The sequence below is a fragment of the Pseudomonas sp. G5001 genome (assembly GCF_013385475.1).
In the GTDB taxonomy this organism is placed as follows: Bacteria; Pseudomonadota; Gammaproteobacteria; order Pseudomonadales; family Pseudomonadaceae; genus Aquipseudomonas.
In genome coordinates this window covers 148,050-167,684 of record NZ_JACAPZ010000007.1, presented here as the reverse complement: position 1 = coordinate 167,684, position 19,635 = coordinate 148,050, and the positions used below count along the sequence as shown (strand labels likewise).

The window sequence follows — 19,635 nt, the reverse complement described above, 5'->3', positions numbered from 1 at the left end:
CTCAAAAATAACCTGTACGCGCTCAGCCACGCCGGCGCTGGAAAGGCCATATCATCCGTGAATATGCGCCATGACTCCAGCGCGAAAGCGTCGATCTACGGGTTAAATCGTAGATCGGGCGCTCTATATCGCCTTAAACGGGCGTTTCCACCAGTAAAGCGTCCACTCGCTGGAAGCCGCGCGGCAGTTTATTGCCACGACGACCCCGCTCACCCTTGTAGTGCTCGAGGTCGTCAGGGCGCAGTGACAACGTGCGCTTGCCGGCCTGCAACACCAGGGTCGAGCCTTCCGGGATCACGGCGATGTCGGTCACGTACTCTTCGCGACTGGCCACCCGCTCCCCGGGAATACCAATGATCTTGTTGCCCTTGCCTTTGCCCAACTGCGGCAAATCGCTGATCTTGAACACCAGCAGGCGCCCTTCGGTCGTCACCGACGCCAGCCAGTTGCCTTCACGGTCTTCCACCGGACGCGGCAGGATCACCTTGGCGTTGTTCGGCAGGCTCAACAACGCCTTGCCCGCCTTGTTCTTGGCCTGCAGGTCTTCACCCTTGACCACGAACCCATAGCCCGCATCGGAAGCGATGACGTACAACGAGTCATCGTCCGGCAGCAGCACGCACTCAAAATTCGCACCCGGCGGCGGTGTCAGGCGCCCGGTCAATGGCTCGCCCTGCCCCCGCGCCGATGGCAAGGTGTGCGCCGGCACCGAGTAACTGCGACCGGTGGAGTCGATAAACACCGCAAACTGATTGGAACGCCCCGCCGCCGCGGTTTTGAAACCGTCGCCAGCCTTATAAGACAGGCCGGTGGCGTCAATATCATGCCCTTTGGCTGAGCGAACCCAACCCTTTTCCGACAGAACGACGGTAATTTTCTCGTTGGGCAGCAACTCGGTTTCGGTCAGGGCCTTGGCTTCGGCGCGCTCGACAATCGGCGAGCGGCGGTCGTCGCCATAGGTTTCGGCGTCCTTGATCAGCTCGGTGCGCACCAGCTTCTTCAGCTTGGCCTCGCTGCCCAGCAGGGCCTGGAGCTTGGCTTGCTCCTTGAGCAGCGCGTCCTGTTCGTCCCGCAGCTTCATCTCTTCCAGTCGCGCCAACTGACGCAGACGGGTGTCGAGGATGTAGTCGGCCTGGATTTCGCTGAGTTCGAAGCGCGCGATCAGCTCGGCCTTCGGGTGCTCGGCGGTACGGATGATATGGATCACTTCATCCAGGTTGAGGTAAGCGATCAGCAAGCCGTCCAACAGGTGCAGGCGGCGTTCGACCTTGTCCAGGCGGAATTGCAGGCGGCGACGCACGGTCTGCACCCGGAATTCCAGCCATTCCACCAGCAAAGCCCGCAGGTTCTTCAACTGCGGCTTGCCGTCCAGGCCAATGATGTTGATGTTGACCCGATAGCTGGACTCCAGCTCGGTGCTGGCGAACAGATGCTGCATCAGCACTTCATGGTCGACCCGGCTGTTGGTCGGGATGATCACGATGCGGCACGGGTTTTCGTGGTCGGACTCGTCACGCAGGTCGGCGACTTGCGGCAGCTTCGACGGCTTGGCCTGCATCAGCGCGGCAATCTGCTCCAGCACCTTGGCGCCGGACACCTGGTGCGGCAGCGCCGTGACGATGATGTCGCCGTCTTCGATGTGGTACACAGCGCGCATGCGCACCGAGCCTTTACCGGTCTGGTAGATTTTCAGCAGGTCGGCGCGAGGCGTGATGATTTCTGCTTCGGTCGGGTAATCCGGGCCCTGGATATGCTCGCAGAGCTGTTCGACCGTAGCCTTCGGCTCATCCAGCAGGCGCACGCAGGCGCTGGCCACTTCCCGCAGGTTGTGGGGCGGTACGTCAGTGGCCATGCCCACGGCGATGCCCGTGGTGCCATTGAGCAGGATGTTCGGCAAACGTGCCGGCAACACCAGCGGCTCGTCGAGGGTGCCGTCAAAGTTCGGGCCCCAGTTGGCCGTGCCCTGGCCCAGTTCGCTGAGCAGCACTTCCGAATACCGCGACAGACGCGCTTCGGTGTAACGCATGGCGGCGAAGGACTTCGGATCATCCGGCGCACCCCAGTTACCCTGGCCGTCCACCAGCGTGTAGCGGTAGCTGAACGGCTGGGCCATCAGCACCATGGCTTCGTAGCACGCCGAATCGCCGTGGGGGTGGAACTTACCGAGCACGTCACCGACGGTACGCGCCGACTTCTTGTGCTTGGAGTCAGCGTCCAGGCCCAACTCACTCATCGCATAGATAATGCGCCGCTGTACGGGCTTCAGGCCGTCGCCGATATGCGGCAAGGCACGGTCCATGATCACGTACATGGAGTAGTTGAGGTAGGCATTTTCGGTGAAGTCAGCCAGCGACCGGCGTTCAACGCCATCTAAGCTGTCTGCAAGGATGTCACTCATGCGGGCCTCATCATTGTTTGGTCTGGCGCAGCAGCAAAGTGCCGCTGCGCTGGGTAAATTCAAGTTGTTTCAATGCACTCATGCCCAGCAATACCTGTTCATCGCCCAAACCCGGTACCACGATGGCGCGCACGTCCCGAAGGACGATATCGCCCAGTTGCAGGCGGCCCAACTCGGTCCGAAAGCCCTGGGTTCGCCCGTTGGCCGTACTCACGCCAACCGGCATGCCGCGTTCAAGCCCGAGACGGTCGGCCAATTCAGCCGGAACCGCCACGTCGGTGGCCCCGGTGTCGAGCATGAACTGCACCGGCTTGCCGTTGATCTGGCCAGTGGCGACAAAATGCCCTTGGCCGTTGCCCAGCAGTTTTACTTCGATATAACCCTCGTGCTGCTCCGAGGTCACCACGGCATTGGGGTTTTCCTGTCGCGCTTCCCACTGCCCAAAAAATCGTGTCGCCAAAAACAGGCCGGCGCCCCACGCGACGAACATCAACACACGCCCGGCGCGCTTGCCGGGTGGTTGCGCACTCATGGCTTGGCGCTCCAGCCACCCGCAGGGGCGGCGAAACGATAGACCACCGGCCGCTTTTCGCCATCGGCGCGGGCACCGAAGTTATTGTCAATGCCGATCCAGGCACCGTCAGCGTCCACCACCAAGGCTTCGGCCAATCCATAGGCCTGGGCATAACGCCGATTCGGCGTCAGCGCTTCATCGGCAAACGACCAGCACAACTCCACCTGGGCCGTGACCGCATCCCGGCGACACACCTGAAACGCATTGCGCTCCAGGGTAAACAGCTTGCCATTGAACAGCGCCAGGTCGGCAAAGTCCTTGGACACCGCCTTGGCGCCCGGGAACTGCGCCGGCTGCATCTCCTGGCCGGCCTCGCTCAGCAATACACAAGGGCCGTCACAATCCCAGAGGGTTTGCGGGCGCTTGATGGAGATCAACCCGCGCCGCTCACGCTCTGCTGCGAGCCAGATTTGATTGCCTTCCGGGTTCACCACGATGCCTTCAAACAGCGCGTTGAAGTGCAGCAACATGCCACTGGCCCGAGCTTCGCGAACCATGCCCGGGGCGATCTTCAGCCACTCCGTTTCGCCGTGTTCTGAGGAGAAAGGCACCCTGAGAACCGCCGCGTGGGCTTCGCTGACAATGTAACGGTTACCCGCCGCATCGCAGCTGATGCCTTCAAAATCCAGATCACCACCACGAATCAACGCAGCTGCCCTGGTGCGTGAGCGCAGGCCAAAGGGCAAACCCGACGCCGGCACCGGCGGCACATCAATCCCGTATGTCTCTGCTTTCCAGACGTCACCGGCGGTATCGAGCCGGTAGATCTGGTCGTCATCGCGATCGGAGACTGTCCACAATTCGCTACCGCATAAGGCCAGGCCCGACAGGTTACCGCCGCGCATGCCTTCCACCGGGTGTTCCGACAACAGCTTCAGCTCAGCCACGGGCGCCGCGACCACCGAGGTGGCCGCCAACCCGCTCAACAACAGTATCGCCAGGGCGAAACCGCTGCGCATCAGCCCAGAACCTCGGCCAGGTTGCCCTTGGACTCCAGCCAGTTCTTGCGATCCGGCGCGCGTTTCTTCGCCAGCAACATGTCCATCATTTCCGAGGTGGCGGCGAAATCTTCCAGGGTCAACTGCACCAGGCGCCGAGTGTTCGGGTCCATGGTGGTTTCCCGCAGCTGCGGCGGGTTCATCTCACCCAGGCCCTTGAATCGGGTGACCTGCGGCTTGCCGCGTTTCTTCTCGGCCACCAGGCGGTCGAGAATGCCATCGCGCTCGGCTTCGTCCAGGGCGTAGAAAATCTCTTTGCCCAGGTCGATGCGGTACAGCGGCGGCATGGCGACATAGACGTGACCGGCATCCACCAATGGGCGGAAGTGCTGGACGAACAATGCACAGAGCAAGGTCGCAATGTGCAAGCCGTCGGAGTCGGCGTCGGCGAGGATGCAGATCTTGCCGTAGCGCAGCTGACTCATGTCCGCCGCGCCCGGGTCGACACCGATGGCCACGGCAATGTTGTGCACTTCCTGGCTGGCCAGTACTTCGCTGCCATCGACTTCCCAGGTGTTTAGGATCTTGCCGCGCAGGGGCAGGATCGCCTGGAATTCCTTGTCCCGCGCTTGCTTGGCGGAACCGCCGGCAGAATCACCTTCCACCAGGAACAGCTCGGAGCGCATCGGGTCTTGCCCGGCGCAGTCCGCCAGCTTGCCAGGCAGTGCCGGGCCCTGGGTAATGCGCTTGCGTTCGACTTTCTTGCTGGCCTTCAGGCGACGGCCGGCGTTGTTGATCGCCAGTTCCGCCAGGGCCAGGCCCAATTCAGGGTGTTCGTTGAGCCACAGGCTGAAGGCATCCTTGACCACCCCGGAGACAAACGCCGCTGCCTCACGGGACGACAGGCGCTCCTTGGTCTGGCCGGAGAATTGCGGCTCCTGCATTTTCATCGACAGGACGAACGCGATCCGCTCCCAGACGTCTTCCGGCGCCAGCTTCACGCCGCGCGGCAGCAGGCTGCGGTATTCGCAGAATTCGCGCATGGCATCCAGCAAGCCCTGGCGCAAACCGTTGACGTGGGTACCGCCCTGGGCTGTCGGGATCAGGTTGACGTAGCTTTCCTGGACGCTGTCGCCACCTTCCGGCAGCCACAACAAGGCCCAGTCCACGGCTTCTTTATTACCCGCCAGGCTGCCGCAGAACGGCTCGTTCGGCAGGCGCTCGAATTCGCTGACAGAGTCTTCCAGGTAGGAACGCAGGCCGTCTTCGTAATGCCACTCGACCTTTTCGCCGGTGCCTTTGTCTTCAAAGCTGACCAGCAGGCCCGGGCACAGCACAGCCTTGGCCTTGAGCACATGCTTGAGGCGGCTGATGGAGAATTTGGGTGAATCGAAGTATTTCGGGTCCGGCGCGAAGTACACGCTGGTGCCGGTGTTGCGCTTGCCGACGGTGCCGATCACTTCCAGGTCGGTGGCCTTGTAGCCATCGGCGAAAGTCATCTGATACTCGTTGCCGTCGCGCTTGACCTTGACCCGTACGTGGTTCGACAGGGCGTTGACCACGGAAATACCCACACCGTGCAAGCCACCGGAGAACTGGTAGTTCTTGTTGGAGAACTTGCCGCCGGCGTGCAGTTTGGTGAGGATCAGCTCGACGCCCGACACACCCTCTTCCGGGTGAATGTCCACCGGCATGCCACGACCGTCGTCGGACACTTCCAGGGAATGGTCGGCGTGAAGGATGACTTGTACCGACTTGGCGTGCCCGGCCAAGGCTTCGTCGACGCTGTTGTCGATGACTTCCTGGGCAAGGTGGTTCGGCCGACTGGTGTCGGTGTACATGCCGGGGCGTTTGCGCACCGGGTCGAGGCCCGAGAGGACTTCGATGGCGTCGGCGTTATAAGAGCTAGCGCTGGGAGTGGCCATGGGGTCTCGTCGTGAGTCGTTCGATTAAAAAGTAACCTGCGGTTTCACAATGCGGTGAAATCGAAGGATTGGTACTGATCGGAGCCTATGCCGGCAAAACTCAACAGCGCCGGTAACTGTTGGGCGAAGCCCTGGTAACCGTGATCGCCACCGGCCTGGATGCGCAAGGCACAGGCCCGGTAATACTGCTGGGCGAGGCGATAATCCAGTGTTTCATCGCCGGTCTGCAACCACACCTGATAACGCTGGGCGTCCTGGGGCGCCGGCACTTCCAGCTCGGCCAGGGCCGCGACGTGGTCGTGGGTCAGCTCCCAGGTCTCATCGGTGTAGAGGTTCTTCTGGGTGCCCAGGTAACCGTCGAACATCCGATGAGGGCTGACTGCCGGGTTAACCAGCAAGGCGTTGAGGCCATGGCGTTCGGCAAGATGGGTTGCATAGTAGCCGCCGAGTGAGCTGCCTACCAGCAGTGGCCTTCCGAGGTCACGGATAGCCGCCTCCAACTGGGGGATCGCCTGGCGGGGGTGGTGATGCAGGGCCGGCACGCGCAGTTGGTCGGCCAGACCGAGGCTGTCCATCACGGTGATCAACTGGCTGGCCTTGTTGGAGGCTGGTGCGCTGTTGAAACCGTGGATATACAAGATCGATGCGGACATTCCGGGTCCTCTGTGGGTCTGCCAAAGAGGCGCAGTTTACAGGGAAATCTCAGTAGCCGTTGCTACCGTAATCCACCTGAAACGCGAAGCCCTGCACCCGCTCCACACCGGTTTCCAACCGCCCGTCGGCATGCAACCGCAGCCAGCGATACCCGGGTGCCTGCTCACTCACGCTGAAATCCTCACTCCCGGGAGCGAACTGAATACAGGTAGAAGGCGAAGCCAACAAACGCACCCCATTGCGCTCCCGGTCAATTTCCTGATGCACATGCCCCCAAAGCACCGCCCGCACCTGCGGAAACCGATCCAGCACCGCAAACAACGCCTCAGGATTGCGCAAACCGATGGGCTCCATCCAAGCGCACCCAATCGACACCGGATGATGGTGAAAACACACCAGATGATGCCGAGCCGGCGCCTCACTCAACGACTGCGCCAGCAATTGCAGCTGCTGATCCTGCAAATACCCCGGCACCGAACCCGGCACCGCCGAGTCCAGCAGGGTAATGCGCCAGTTGCCCACATCCACCACCGGTTCCAGCAACGCGCTGTTGACCGCCGCCTGCTGCATCACCTGCGGCTCATCGTGATTCCCCGGGATCCAGCGCGCCGGCGCCTGAATCTGCCGCGTCATGTCACGAAACGCCTGATACGACTCCAGCGTACCGTCCTGGGACAAATCCCCGGTGGCCAGCACCAGATCAATCTGCGGCTGCTGCACCAACACCGTGTCGATCACCCGTTGCAGGCTCTCGCGGGTATTCATGCCCAGCAGGCCGCCGTCCGCCTCGGCAAACAGGTGACTGTCGGACAACTGCACCAGCAACGCCGAAGCGTCAGGGTTCATGGCGGATACGCTCGGCAAGGCGTTCTCCCAGGGCGTGATCACAGGAATGGACATTTGAGGCGATTATGCTGGGGCAGGACACAAAGAGGAAACCCGTGAAGCGGACGCAGTTCACATCTATCGAACGACTTCGAACTCGTGGCCCAGGGCCAGGCAGTGACTCAACCATTCACCGAGGAACACATTGAGCTGTGCTTTCTCATCGGGTTGGTGCATGAACACGTTGGGGTAAGGATAGATGCTGCGAAAGCGTCGTGCATGTTCGGCGCTGATCACTTCGGCCATGCGTGCGTCGTGGTACACCTGCACTTCCAGCTGCGGCACCGGCAGCCACGGCAGGCTGTGCTCCTGACGCACCCGCAAAGTGGTGGTGTACGGGCAGTTCACGATCACTTCCAGGGTCAGCACGCCGAGCATCTGGTCGCCGTGGGTCACGGCAATGCGCCGCGCCTCGGGGGTGTGGCGCATGTCCGGCAGCAGCCGCATCAGCCGTGCATAGTTGGCCTCGCAGGCTGCTTGCAGCCCGATCAGGTCAACCCGATATCGCTCCCGTGCCTTTACTGCCATAACCCCCTCACTTCCGCGCGATTAAGCGCAAGCCATTGCAGGGCAATAATGCTCGCTGCGTTGGAAATTTTACCGTCACGTACCGCCTGCAGGGCGTCTTCAAAGGCCCAGACGGTGACGCGGATATCTTCGGCTTCCTCTTCCAGTCCATGGACGCCACCGGCCCCGACGCTTTCGCAACGGCCCAGGAACAAGTGGACAAATTCGGTGCTGCCACCCGGCGACGGAAAGTACTTGGTGATCGGCCAGAGTGCGGAGAATGTAAGGCCAGCTTCCTCCTCGGCTTCGCGGTGTGCAACCTCCTCCGGTTGCTCATCCTTGTCGATCAGGCCAGCGACCATTTCGATCAGCCACGGGTTGTCGGTACGCCCCATGGCGCCGACGCGAAACTGCTCGATCAGCACCACTTCATCGCGCTGCGGGTCGTAGGGCAGTACACACACGGCGTCATGACGCACAAAGACTTCGCGATTGAGTTCACGGCTCATGCCGCCATCAAACTTCTCGTGCCGCAGTTTCAGCCGATCCAGTTTGTAGAAGCCCTTGTAGGCATTGTCGCGCTGAACAATCTCCACCTTGCTCGGCGTCGATTTCGCTGTGTCCGTCATATCAACCCTCGTTTATTGCCTTGCGGTGTCGAGGTGGCCTCGACATCGCGCCATCCTAACGCGCTCGTGCCCCTTGATGCAGCCCCTTTCCGGTTGCCGGGATAGACGGCGGGCGTCAAACTCACTCTAATCAGCTTAGTGGCGAACTGACTGCCTTGTCGGGAGTCGAAGCTCCACATTTTCACCTTTCCTCGATTTATGAAGGACACACATGTCGCTTTTAAAAATCGCCTCCGTGGCCTGTATCGCCTTGACCCTGGGTGCTTGCCAGAGCCTGTTCCAGCCGAGCTACCTGAAGCCGCTGGACACCACCGCCGACGCCTCCGAGCAGATCAAACCCGGCTGCAGCAGTCCGGATTGCCCGCTGGTAAACATCGACACCGTGCACTTCCCGTCCGAGCCGCAGTTGGACCAGATCATCGAACAGCGCCTGCTGCAGATGGCCCGCACTTCACCTGGCCAGGCCATGCCCGCCACCCTGAACGCCTACCGCGACAAGTTCTTGCGTGAGTCCCCGGACCGCAACAGCATGTACTTGCAGGCCAAGGTACGTGAGCAGCATGACGGACTGGTGATCATCGAAGTGTCCAGCTACCTGGACACCGGCACCGCCCACGGCGAGCCGGGCCGCGGCTTCATCAACTATTCACGCCTGCTGCACAAAGAGCTGAGCCTGACCGACATGCTGTTGCCGGGCCAGGAAGATGCATTCTGGAAGACCGCGAAAGTCGCCCACAACAACTGGCTGATCAACTCGCAGATGGACCGTGACCCGGAGTTCGTGAAGAACTGGCCGTTCCAGAAAACCCCGAATGTGGCGCTGACCAGCAATGGCGTGGTGCTCAAGTACAACGTGACCACCATCGCGCCGTACGCATTGGGGCTGATCGAAATGACCATCCCCTATGCGCGCCTCACCGGCGTGATCAAGCCTGAGCTGGTGCCCGCACGCCACTGAAGGCCCGGCCCAGGATAAAGTGCAACAGCCCTGCCAGCACCAGCGCCGGCAGGGTCGCGCCGACATCCGGGTACAGATTCGCCAACAGGTGATAGGTGCTGATCCCTCCAAGCCACGCCAGCAGTGCCGGCCAGCGCAGGTTGGCGGCAACACCATGGCCACAACGGCGCAGGATGAAGTGATCCACCAGCACCACGCCGAACAGCGGCGCGAACACCGAGCCGATCAGCAGCAGGAAGTTCTGGTACTGCGCCAACGGTGCAAAGCAGGCGATCAGCGTGCAGATAACGCCAATGGCCAATGCCAGGTGCTCGACTTTCAAGCGCAACAGAATCCCGCTGGACACCGCCGCCGAGTGAATATCGGCGAACGCGTTTTCTGATTCATCCAACAGGATCAGCAGCAGCGGAATCCCCAGGCCGGCTCCGGCCAATGCCAGCAGCAACGCATTCACTTCACCGCTCGGCGCAAACGCCAGGGTGTAGGCCACGCCAAGGCTCATCAGCCAGAAGTTGCCGATGAAGAAACCCAGTGCCGTGCCGCCGAACACGTTTTTCGCGCGTTTGCCGAAACGTGAGTAGTCGGCAATCAGTGGCAGCCAGGACAGCGGCATGGCAATCGCGATATCGAAGCCAACGGCAAACGGCATCGAACCGTCACCAGCCTGGGCCCAGAGAGTGGCCAGGTCGGCCTTGGCAAACAGGTTCCAGGTCAGCCACAGGCAGGCGGCCAGCAGCAGCCAGATGCCCCACTTGCGCAGGATCTGCCGCACGAAGGTCAGCGGACCGCTGACGGCAAGCAAGGTCGCGAGGGCGCCGAATACCAGGGTCCAGAACAATGGGCTGGTCAGCAGGCTGCCTTCACTGAACGCGCGGGCGCCCAACAGGCTGGCGGCGTCGCGCATCACGATGATTTCGAATGAGCCCCAGCCGATCAGCTGCAGCAGGTTCAGCAGTGCCGGCAGGCTTGCACCCTTGGTGCCGAGGCTGAGTTTCAGGGCGGCCATGGATGACAGGCCGGTATCGCTGCCGATCACGCCGACGGCGGCCAGCAACAGCACGCCGACCAAAGTGCCGAGGAAAATTGCCAGTAAGGAACCGGAGAGGCCCAGGCCCGGCGCCAACAGTGCACCGGTTTGCAGGACCATCAGGCCGATGCCCAGGGAGAACCACAGGGAAAAGAGATCGCGGGCGCCGAAGACGCGTTTGTCCAAGGGGACTGCGATGTCTGGGGAATAGGTGCTGGGTTGAATGCTCAAGGGTGTTATCTCAAAGGGACACTATTATTTGAATCAGCAAAGTCCCCTGTGGCGAGGGAGCTTGCTCCCGCTGGGCGGCGAAGCCGCCCCAAAACCTGCAACCGATGAGTGTCAGTCAAGACACCGATCCAGATTCCGGGAGCGCTGCGCACTCCAGCGGGAGCAAGCTCCCTCGCCACAGGTTCTGATTCAGACCTTTTTGTACAGCTGGCTACCTTCCTGCTTGAACCGCTCCGCCTGCTCCGCCAGTCCCTTGGCCACGTCCACATCCACCGCTTCAATGCGCTGGTTGGCCGCGTACTCACGCACTTCCTGGGTGATCTTCATCGAGCAGAATTTCGGCCCGCACATCGAGCAGAAATGCGCGACCTTGGCCGAGTCCTTCGGCAAGGTTTCATCGTGGTAAGAACGCGCCGTGTCCGGGTCCAGGCCCAGGTTGAACTGGTCCTCCCAACGGAATTCAAAGCGCGCCTTGCTCAACGCGTTGTCACGAATCTGCGCCCCCGGATGCCCCTTGGCCAAGTCCGCCGCATGGGCCGCGATCTTGTAGGTGATGATCCCGGTCTTCACATCGTCCTTGTTCGGCAGGCCCAAATGCTCCTTCGGCGTGACGTAGCAGAGCATCGCGCAACCGAACCAGCCGATCATCGCCGCCCCGATGCCCGAGGTGATGTGGTCATAACCCGGGGCGATGTCGGTGGTCAGCGGACCGAGGGTGTAGAACGGCGCTTCGTCGCAGCACTCCAGCTGCTTGTCCATGTTCTCCTTGATCAACTGCATCGGCACGTGGCCCGGGCCTTCGATCATGGTTTGCACGTCGTGCTTCCAGGCAATCTTGGTCAACTCGCCGAGGGTTTCCAGCTCGCCGAATTGCGCGGCGTCGTTGGCGTCGGCAATCGAGCCCGGGCGCAGGCCGTCTCCCAGGGAAAAGCTGACGTCGTAGGCCTTCATGATTTCGCAGATTTCGTCGAAATGGGTGTAGGTGAAGTTCTCTTTGTGGTGCGCCAGGCACCACTTGGCCATGATCGAACCACCACGGGACACGATGCCGGTGACGCGCTTGGCGGTCAGCGGTACATAGCGCAGCAATACGCCGGCGTGGATGGTGAAGTAGTCGACGCCCTGCTCGGCCTGTTCGATCAGGGTGTCGCGGAACAGCTCCCAGGTCAGGTCTTCAGCGGCGCCGCCGACTTTTTCCAGGGCCTGGTAGATTGGCACGGTACCGATCGGCACCGGCGAGTTGCGGATGATCCACTCGCGGGTTTCATGGATGTGCTTGCCGGTGGACAGGTCCATCACCGTGTCCGACCCCCAGCGAATGCCCCACGTCAGTTTCGCCACTTCTTCTTCGATGGACGAACCCAGGGCGCTGTTGCCGATGTTGCCGTTGATCTTCACCAGGAAGTTACGGCCGATGATCATCGGTTCCAGTTCGGTGTGGTTGATGTTGGCCGGGATGATCGCGCGGCCACGGGCGATTTCTTCGCGGACAAATTCCGGGGTGATGATTTTCGGCACGCTGGCGCCGAAGCTGTGGCCGGCGTGTTGCTGGTCCAGCAGGCCGGCGGCGCGGGCCTCTTCCAGCTTCATGTTTTCGCGGATGGCGACGTATTCCATCTCGGCGGTGATGATGCCTTTGCGGGCGTAGTGCATCTGGGTGACGTTGGCCCCGGCCTTGGCACGGCGCGGGTTTTTCACGTGGGCAAAACGCAGCGCGGTCAGCTCGGCATCGCTCAGGCGCTGTTGGCCGAAGTGCGAGCTCAAGCCCGACAGGCGCTCAGTGTCGCCGCGGGATTCGATCCACGGCGAGCGCACATCGCCCAGGCCTTTGCGCACGTCGATGATCACGTTCGGGTCGGTGTAGGGGCCTGAGGTGTCGTAGACCACTACGGGCGCATTGATTTCGCCGCCGAAGTCGGTGGGGGTCACGTCGAGACTGACTTCACGCATCGGCACGCGGATATCCGGACGGGTGCCCTGAACGTAGATTTTTTGCGAGCGGGTAAACGGCTGCACGGAACCGGAGTCGACCTTGGCCGATTCACTCAAGTGCACGGTGTTTTTTGATTTTTGGCTTTTTAATTCGATGCTCATCACGGGCTCTCCAACTATCCAGGCGGTGGATTTTTGTCGGAGTGAACCTGTGACGGATGGACGCACTGTGACAGTGCTGTGCTTGGCGCACGGGCTGTTCGATTGTCGAACAACATCCCGGACGAAGCACAAGAGGACTCGCCGGGTGACGAGAAATCTTGTTCCCTACGCAGGCGCTAACCTGATCAGGTTCAACGGGATCCGGTATTTACCGATCTCAGCCTTCCAACAAGGCACCCCGACAAGAACGCGGCCAGTCTAGACCATGGAGCAGGCAAATTGCCAACGGCGGTGCATTCATCGTGATGAATGGCGTAATTACAGGATTGTTGTGCCGTGATAGCGCCACTACACTCGGTGACTGCCTGAGGTCTTGACGCCAGGAATGGGCCGCCTTAGCCTTGGGCTCCAAATTATCGCTGTAATATTTATTCTAGGGATCGCCTCATGCTGCGCAAACTTTCACTGGCTCTTGCCGTGTCTTGTGCGACCAACGGACTGGTCTGGGCAGCTGAAGCGCCCCTGACGACCAAAACCGACCTGGTCAGCGTCTACCAGGAAGCGGTGGACAACAACGCCGACCTGGCCGCCGCCCGCGCCCAATACGGCGCGCAGAAAGAAGTGGTGCCCCAGGCCCGCGCCGGGTTGCTGCCGAACCTGTCGGCCGGTGCCGACATCAACAATGTGCGCACCCAGCTGGACCAGCCCGCCGCCACGGTCAACCGCGACGCCCATTCCTGGCGCGCGACCTTGAGCCAGCCGCTGTTCCGCGCTGATCGCTGGTTCCAGCTGCAAGCCGCTGAAGCCGTCAACGAGCAGGCCGCGCTGCAACTCTCGGCCACCGAACAGAACCTGATCCTGCAAAGCGCCGAAAACTACTTCGCCGTGCTGCGGGCCCAGGACAACCTGGCGTCCACCAAGGCCGAAGAAGCCGCGTTCAAGCGCCAACTGGACCAGTCCAACGAACGCTTTGACGTCGGCCTGTCGGACAAGACCGACGTGCTGCAATCCCAGGCCAGCTACGACACCGCACGGGCCAATCGCATCCTGGCCCAGCGCCAGGTGGACGACGCCTTCGAAGCGCTGATCACCCTGACCAACCGCCAGTACAACTCGATCCAGGGCATCGTCCACACGCTGCCGGTGCTGCCACCGGCGCCGAACGACGCCAAGGCCTGGGTCGAAACCGCCGGCCGCCAGAACCTGAACCTGCTGGCCAGCAACTACGCGGTCACCGCCGCCGAAGAAACCCTCAAGCAACGCAAGGCCGGCCACGCGCCGACCCTGGATGCCGTGGCGCAATATGAAAAAGGTGACAACGACGCCTTGGGCTTCAGCAACCCGAGCGCCTTTGGCCAGCCTTATCACGGTGACGTGTCGCAACGCACCGTGGGCCTGCAGTTGAGGATCCCGCTGTACAGCGGCGGCCTGACCAGCTCGCAAGTGCGCGAATCCTATTCCCGCCTGGGGCAGACCGAGCAGCAGCGCGAAGGCCTGCGTCGCCAGGTGGTGGAAAACACCCGCAACCTGCACCGCGCGGTGAACACCGATGTGGAGCAGGTACAGGCGCGCCGCCAGTCGATCATCTCCAACCAGAGCGCGGTGGAAGCCACGGAAATCGGTTACCAGGTGGGCACGCGCAATATCGTCGATGTGCTGGACGCCCAGCGCCAGCTGTACACCTCGGTGCGCAACTACAACAACAGCCGCTACGACTACATCCTCGACAACCTGCGCTTGAAGCAGGCGGCGGGCACGTTGAACCCGGGGGACTTGCAGGATCTGGCGCGTTACCTGAAGGCCGACTACAACCCGGACAAGGACTTCCTGCCGCCGGACCTGGCCAAGGCCGCCGCGGCGCAGCTGAAGGCTAACCCGGGTTACTAAGACCGCCAGTTAACCCAATGTGGGAGCGGGCTTGCTCGCGAAAGCGGTGTATCAGTCGACTTATTCGCTGACTGACACTGCGCATTCGCGAGCAAACCCGCTCCCACATTTGATTTGTGTTGTTAGACGTTAAGCAGTCTGCCCAACCCGTCCAGCAAACGCTTCAACGCCCCCTGATTGGCGCGCATCACCGCCAGCCCCGCCTGCCCCATCTTCTGCGCATCCTGCGGCAGCTCGAACAAACGCTGCACCGCCACCGCCAAACCCTCGGCATCGTCCACTTCCTGCAACGCGCCGGCGTCGCGCATCATTGCGCTGATTTCCAGGAAGTTGAACACGTGGGGCCCGCAGATCACCGGCTTGGCCAAGGCCGCCGGCTCCAACGGGTTATGCCCGCCCGTGGCAACCAGGCTGCCGCCGACAAAAGCGCTGTCGGCCAGGGCATACAGAAACAGCAACTCGCCCATGGTGTCGCCCAGCAACACCGAGGTTTGCGCCGTCACCGCCTCGCCGCTGGAGCGACGCACCGTGGCGAAACCCTGCTGCTGGCACAGCTCGAACATCGGGTTGAAGCGCTCCTGATGGCGCGGCACCAGGATCAGCAACGCATTGGGATAACTGGCAAGCAACTGGCGATGGGCGGCGAGCACCACTTCGTCTTCGCCTTCGTGGGTGCTGGCGGCGATCCACACCGGGCGTTCACTGGCGTGCCACTGTTCACGCAACGCGGCGGCGCGCGCCAGCAGTTGCGGGTCGATGGTCAGGTCGAACTTGATCGAGCCGGTGACTTCGACAGTCTCGGGCCGTGCACCCAGGCTGCGAAAACGCTCGGCCTCGGTTTCGGTCTGGACCGCGAACAGGCTCATTTCCGCCAGCATCGGCGCGGTCAGCCTGGCGAAACGCCCGTAGCCCTTGGCCGAGCGAGCCGACAGCCGCGCGTTGGCCAATGCCACGGGAATCCCGCGTTTGGCGCACTGGTGAATATGGTTGGGCCACAGTTCGGTCTCCATGATCACCGCCAGTTTCGGCTGCACGCGATCGAGAAAACGCTTGGCCGCACAGGGCAAATCGTACGGCAGGTAGCAGTGCTGGATGCGCAGCTCGTTGGCGAACAACGCCTGGATGCGCTCGGAACCGGTAGGCGTCATGCAGGTGACGGTGATCGGCAGCTGTGGATAACGTTCCAGCAGCCCGCGAATCATCGGCGCAGCGGCGATGCTTTCGCCCACCGACACCGCATGCACCCAGATCCCGCCGGGTTGCATCACCGGCAAGCCCCAGGAGAAGCGTTCACCCACGCGCTTCGCGTAAGCAGGCGCTTTGCGGGCCCGCAGCCACAGACGTAAAGCTACCAACGGCAGCGCCAGGTAAAACAGACAGCTGTAGAGAGTTCTATTCATGGCGGCGGAGTTTATCGGCTTTTTCAGTCGATCGCCTGCAAGCACTCGGCAAAACGTTCGGCGAGGAAACGCGCGGCCGGGCCGAGGGGCTCGTCGCGGCGCCAGACCAGCTCCACCACCAGCGCCGGCGGGGTCCATTCGCTGTTCAGTTCGACCATCTGGTTCTGATAGGCCGGATACTGCACCACATGCCGCGGCAACCAGGCCCAACCCAGGCCGCGCGCCAGCCATTCGGCCAGCACGTAGAAACTGTCAGCCCGCCACACTTGCGGGCTGGCGGCCTCGCTGCCGGGATACACGCTGGTCTGGGTCGCCATCAGCAATTGGCGAAACTGCGCCAGGCGCTGGCAATCCACGAACTGTTCCTTGGCCATGGGATGCCCGATACCGCACACGGTCACCATCTCCACACTGCCCAGCACGCGGCGCTCCAACGCTTCGGGAATCTGATCGTGATAGAACAGCAGGCCCAGATCCGCCTTGCGCTCCACCAGCTTGCGCGCGACATCGCCTTGGGCGGCGCTGGACAACTGCACTTCCAGGCTGGGAAATTTTCCCGCCAGCGCTTCGAGGCTATCGAGCACCGGCTGATAGAGCATGGCTTCATCCTGGGCCAGGCGCAGGCGCGCCTCTTCACCGCGCATCAATGACAAGGCACGGCCATTCAGGCGCTCGCACTGGCGCAAGACTTCCCGCGCCTCCTCGAGCAGTGCCGTGCCCGCCTCGGTCAAACGGGGCTGGCGGCCGCTGCTGCGGTCAAACAGGGATACGCCCAGGTCCGCCTCCAACAGGGCAATCCCATTGCTGACTGCCGATTGTGCCCGACGCTGGTCCCGCGCCACCGCCGAAAATGAACGCTGCTCGGCGACGCTGACAAACAGGCGCATTTGCTCAAGACTCCACTGCACGCTCATGGCTCAACCCATCTTCAATTCGGATAGGTAATGACTTTACCGCATCTGACAAGTCTCTAAAATGCCAACCTTATCAAGCGACCCTGTACCGAGGATTTACCCCATGAACGCCGCCTACTATTACCTGGCCATTGCCATCTGCTCGGAAGTGATCGCCACCGTTTCCATGAAAGCGATCAAGGGTTTCAGCACGCCAATCCCGTTGTTGCTGGTGATCGTCGGCTACGGCGTGGCCTTCTGGATGCTCACGCTGGTGGTGCGCACCGTGCCGGTGGGTGTCGCGTATGCAGTGTGGGCCGGGATGGGCATCGTGATGGTCAGCATCGCCGCGCTGTTTATCTACGGGCAGAAACTGGATATCCCGGCGATGCTGGGCATGGGCCTGATTGTGCTGGGCGTGGTGGTGATTCAGTTGTTCTCGAAAACGGCCGGGCACTGAGCGTTCACGTGAGATTCAATTGAGGCTGAAACTCGCAGCCTCGCTCCACTCGACAGCTCCCGCGGTGCGTCTGTCATCCGGGAGCGTTGGGGCGAAGATTCACTTCATGAGCCTGTATACTGCGCAGCCTGTCTTGAACACTGAGGTCGCTGCATGCCATCCGTTATTTCCACCGACGTTCTGATTGTCGGCGCCGGGGTTGCCGGCCTCTGGCTCAATGCGCGCCTGCGCCGCCAGGGCTTTTCCACGGTATTGGTGGAAAGCGCCACCCTCGGTGGCGGGCAAAGCGTGAAGTCCCAGGGGATCATCCACGGCGGCGCCAAATACGCACTGCACGGCGCCCTGACCGGTGCCTCCGAAGCCATCGCTGACATGCCCCGCCGCTGGCGCGAAGCCCTGGCGGGCAACGGTGAACTGGATCTCTCCAGTGTGCGCCTGCTGTCCGAAGCCCACTATTTGTGGTCGCCGGGCACCATCGCCGGCAACCTCACCAGTTTCTTCGCGAGCAAGGCCGTGCGTGGCCGCGTGGATCAAGTGAAGGGCGATGACCTGCCACCGGCCCTGCAAGATCGCCGCTTCAAGGGCAAGGTCTATCGCCTGGCCGAACTGGTGATCGACGTCCCAAGCCTTATCGAACGCCTGGCGCAACTGGCCGGTGACGGCTTGCTCGCGGGCAAACAGATCGAACCCTTGCTGGAAGAAGGCACACTGGTCGGCCTGAAGGTCGATGGCCGTGAGATCCGCGCCCAGCGTATCGTCATCAGCGCCGGCGGCGGCACCGCTGACCTGCTCGGCGCCCTGGGCCTGAGCCAGCCCGCCATGCAACGCCGACCGCTGCACATGATCATCGCCAAGGGCCCCGGCCTGAAGCCGCTGTACGCCCACTGCCTGGGGGGCGGCACCAAGCCGCGCATCACCGTGACCACGCATCCCGCCGCCGACGGCAATTGGGTGTGGTACCTGGGCGGCGATATCGCCGAAGCCGAAGGTGTGGCCCGTACCCCGGAGCAACAGATCGCCACCGCCCAAAAAGAGCTGGGGCAGTTGCTGCCCTGGATCGACATGAGCCAGACCCAATGGGCCACCTTGCGCGTCGACCGCGCCGAACCATTGCAGTCAGGCCTGACCCGCCCGGACAACGCGTTCCTCTCCGAACAGGATCGCCTGTTGGTGGGCTGGCCGACCAAGCTGGCATTGGCACCGGATTTCGCCGATCGAGTGATCAACGCACTGGAACGTGACGGCATCAAGCCCGGAACTACCGAAAAACTGCCCGAGCTGCCGAAACCCGCCATCGCCCAACCTGCCTGGGAGCAACTGCTGCCATGACCCTGCCGACTCTGCACGACCTCCACCGCCCACTGGGCAGCACCGGCCTGCTGGTCTCGCCGCTGGGCCTGGGCACCGTCAAGCTGGGCCGCGACCAAGGGGTGAAATACCCCAGTGGCTTCCAGATTCCCGATGACGATGCGGCGCGGATGCTGTTACGCCAGGCCCGGCAATTGGGCATCAACCTGATCGACACTGCGCCCGCCTATGGCCGCAGCGAAGAACGCCTGGGCCCGCTGTTGCGCGGCCAGCGCCAGGAATGGGTAATTGTCAGCAAGGTGGGCGAAGAATTTGCCGAAGGCGTATCCCATCACGACTTCAGCGCAGCCCACACCCGGCTTTCGGTGGAGCGCAGCCTGAAACGACTGGAAACGGATTTTATCGACCTGGTGCTGGTGCACTCCGACGGCAACGACCTGCATATCCTCAATGATTGCGAGGTTTACCAGACCTTGGAAGACCTCAAGCGCGAGGGCAAGATCCGTGGTTTCGGCTTCTCCGGCAAAACCGTCGAGGGCGGTGTAAAGGCTCTGGAACAAGGTGATTGCGCCATGGTCACCTACAATTTGAACGAACAGGCCGAGAAAGCCGTCATTGATTATGCCGCCGCACACGGCAAGGGCATCCTGGTGAAAAAGGCACTAGCCAGTGGCCATGTCTGCCTGGAATCCGGAGTGGATCCAATTCACGCCAGTTTCATGCTGTTGTTTGCGCAAACTGGCGTTGCCAGTGCTATTGTCGGGACCATTAATCCGCTGCACCTCGCCCACAACGTGGCGACCGCTGCCAAGGTCATTCGCCAACTCTGATGCCGCCGACGCGGCCGACCCCGACGCAAGAAGGAGC

17 protein-coding genes and 1 riboswitch are annotated in these 19,635 nt (G+C 62.0%); of the genes, 5 read left to right on the top strand and 12 right to left on the bottom strand.

The window, feature by feature from the left end:
• Positions 1-133: 133 nt before the first annotated feature.
• The 8 genes from parC to HX805_RS06625 form a co-directional block, all read right to left on the bottom strand.
• A complete protein-coding gene (gene parC, locus HX805_RS06660) occupies positions 134-2,398 on the bottom strand; it encodes a DNA topoisomerase IV subunit A (protein ID WP_003217539.1) in 2,265 nt (754 codons plus the stop codon).
• A 10-nt stretch (positions 2,399-2,408) separates the two neighbouring features.
• Entirely contained in the window at positions 2,409-2,930 is a 522-nt protein-coding gene (locus HX805_RS06655) for a TIGR02281 family clan AA aspartic protease (RefSeq protein WP_008439113.1), read from the bottom strand.
• Positions 2,927-3,931 carry an esterase-like activity of phytase family protein gene (locus tag HX805_RS06650; protein WP_177022500.1) on the bottom strand — a complete coding sequence of 335 codons (1,005 nt, stop codon included), beginning with the start codon at positions 3,929-3,931 and terminating at the stop codon, positions 2,927-2,929. The genes HX805_RS06655 and HX805_RS06650 overlap by 4 nt, the downstream gene beginning before the upstream one ends.
• Positions 3,931-5,835, bottom strand: a complete 1,905-nt coding sequence (gene parE, locus HX805_RS06645) for a DNA topoisomerase IV subunit B (RefSeq protein ID WP_003209518.1) — start codon at positions 5,833-5,835, stop codon at positions 3,931-3,933. Before parE ends, HX805_RS06650 begins: the two co-directional genes overlap by 1 nt.
• 44 nt (positions 5,836-5,879) lie before the next feature.
• On the bottom strand, positions 5,880-6,488 hold the full coding sequence (locus HX805_RS06640) for a YqiA/YcfP family alpha/beta fold hydrolase (protein ID WP_003209516.1): 609 nt from the start codon (positions 6,486-6,488) through the stop codon (positions 5,880-5,882).
• A gap of 49 nt (positions 6,489-6,537) precedes the next feature.
• A complete protein-coding gene (gene cpdA / locus HX805_RS06635) occupies positions 6,538-7,353 on the bottom strand; it encodes a 3',5'-cyclic-AMP phosphodiesterase (RefSeq protein WP_177054821.1) in 816 nt (271 codons plus the stop codon).
• Positions 7,354-7,452: 99 nt separating this feature from the next.
• Entirely contained in the window at positions 7,453-7,902 is a 450-nt protein-coding gene (locus HX805_RS06630) for a DUF1249 domain-containing protein (protein WP_003209507.1), read from the bottom strand.
• Positions 7,893-8,510, bottom strand: a complete 618-nt coding sequence (locus HX805_RS06625) for an NUDIX domain-containing protein (protein WP_177080394.1) — start codon at positions 8,508-8,510, stop codon at positions 7,893-7,895. Before HX805_RS06625 ends, HX805_RS06630 begins: the two co-directional genes overlap by 10 nt.
• A gap of 211 nt (positions 8,511-8,721) precedes the next feature.
• On the opposite strand from HX805_RS06625, the gene HX805_RS06620 reads away from it, so the two are divergent.
• Complete coding sequence (locus tag HX805_RS06620) at positions 8,722-9,468, top strand: RsiV family protein (protein WP_003209503.1); 747 nt, start codon at positions 8,722-8,724, stop codon at positions 9,466-9,468.
• Here the strand turns inward: HX805_RS06620 and cytX are convergent.
• Complete coding sequence (gene cytX / locus HX805_RS06615; protein WP_177080395.1) at positions 9,437-10,726, bottom strand: putative hydroxymethylpyrimidine transporter CytX; 1,290 nt, start codon at positions 10,724-10,726, stop codon at positions 9,437-9,439. The two genes, HX805_RS06620 and cytX, sit on opposite strands and share 32 nt — an antisense overlap.
• A gap of 189 nt (positions 10,727-10,915) precedes the next feature.
• Positions 10,916-12,820: a phosphomethylpyrimidine synthase ThiC gene (gene thiC, locus HX805_RS06610; RefSeq protein WP_008439122.1), complete on the bottom strand. Its 1,905-nt coding sequence runs from the start codon at positions 12,818-12,820 to the stop codon at positions 10,916-10,918.
• A 145-nt stretch (positions 12,821-12,965) separates the two neighbouring features.
• Positions 12,966-13,071: riboswitch (TPP riboswitch) on the bottom strand.
• A 196-nt stretch (positions 13,072-13,267) separates the two neighbouring features.
• On the opposite strand from thiC, the gene HX805_RS06605 reads away from it, so the two are divergent.
• A complete protein-coding gene (locus tag HX805_RS06605; RefSeq protein ID WP_087692490.1) occupies positions 13,268-14,707 on the top strand; it encodes a TolC family outer membrane protein in 1,440 nt (479 codons plus the stop codon).
• Positions 14,708-14,829: 122 nt separating this feature from the next.
• On the opposite strand, the gene waaA is transcribed toward HX805_RS06605, so the two are convergent.
• Positions 14,830-16,107, bottom strand: a complete 1,278-nt coding sequence (waaA, locus tag HX805_RS06600; RefSeq protein ID WP_177028654.1) for a lipid IV(A) 3-deoxy-D-manno-octulosonic acid transferase — start codon at positions 16,105-16,107, stop codon at positions 14,830-14,832.
• A gap of 23 nt (positions 16,108-16,130) precedes the next feature.
• Positions 16,131-17,021 carry a LysR family transcriptional regulator gene (locus tag HX805_RS06595; RefSeq protein ID WP_008439125.1) on the bottom strand — a complete coding sequence of 297 codons (891 nt, stop codon included), beginning with the start codon at positions 17,019-17,021 and terminating at the stop codon, positions 16,131-16,133.
• Between the two features lie 103 nt (positions 17,022-17,124).
• Here HX805_RS06595 and HX805_RS06590 point away from each other — a divergent pair, with 103 nt between their 5' ends.
• The 3 genes from HX805_RS06590 to HX805_RS06580 all read left to right on the top strand — a co-directional run bounded on the left by HX805_RS06590 (position 17,125) and on the right by HX805_RS06580 (position 19,598).
• Positions 17,125-17,460: a multidrug efflux SMR transporter gene (locus HX805_RS06590; RefSeq protein WP_003209492.1), complete on the top strand. Its 336-nt coding sequence runs from the start codon at positions 17,125-17,127 to the stop codon at positions 17,458-17,460.
• 153 nt (positions 17,461-17,613) lie between these two features.
• Entirely contained in the window at positions 17,614-18,789 is a 1,176-nt protein-coding gene (locus HX805_RS06585; RefSeq protein WP_177080396.1) for an FAD-binding oxidoreductase, read from the top strand.
• Positions 18,786-19,598 (top strand): aldo/keto reductase, encoded by an 813-nt coding sequence (locus HX805_RS06580; protein ID WP_003209490.1) that lies wholly within the window; start codon positions 18,786-18,788, stop codon positions 19,596-19,598. The genes HX805_RS06585 and HX805_RS06580 overlap by 4 nt, the downstream gene beginning before the upstream one ends.
• Positions 19,599-19,635 lie beyond the last annotated feature (37 nt).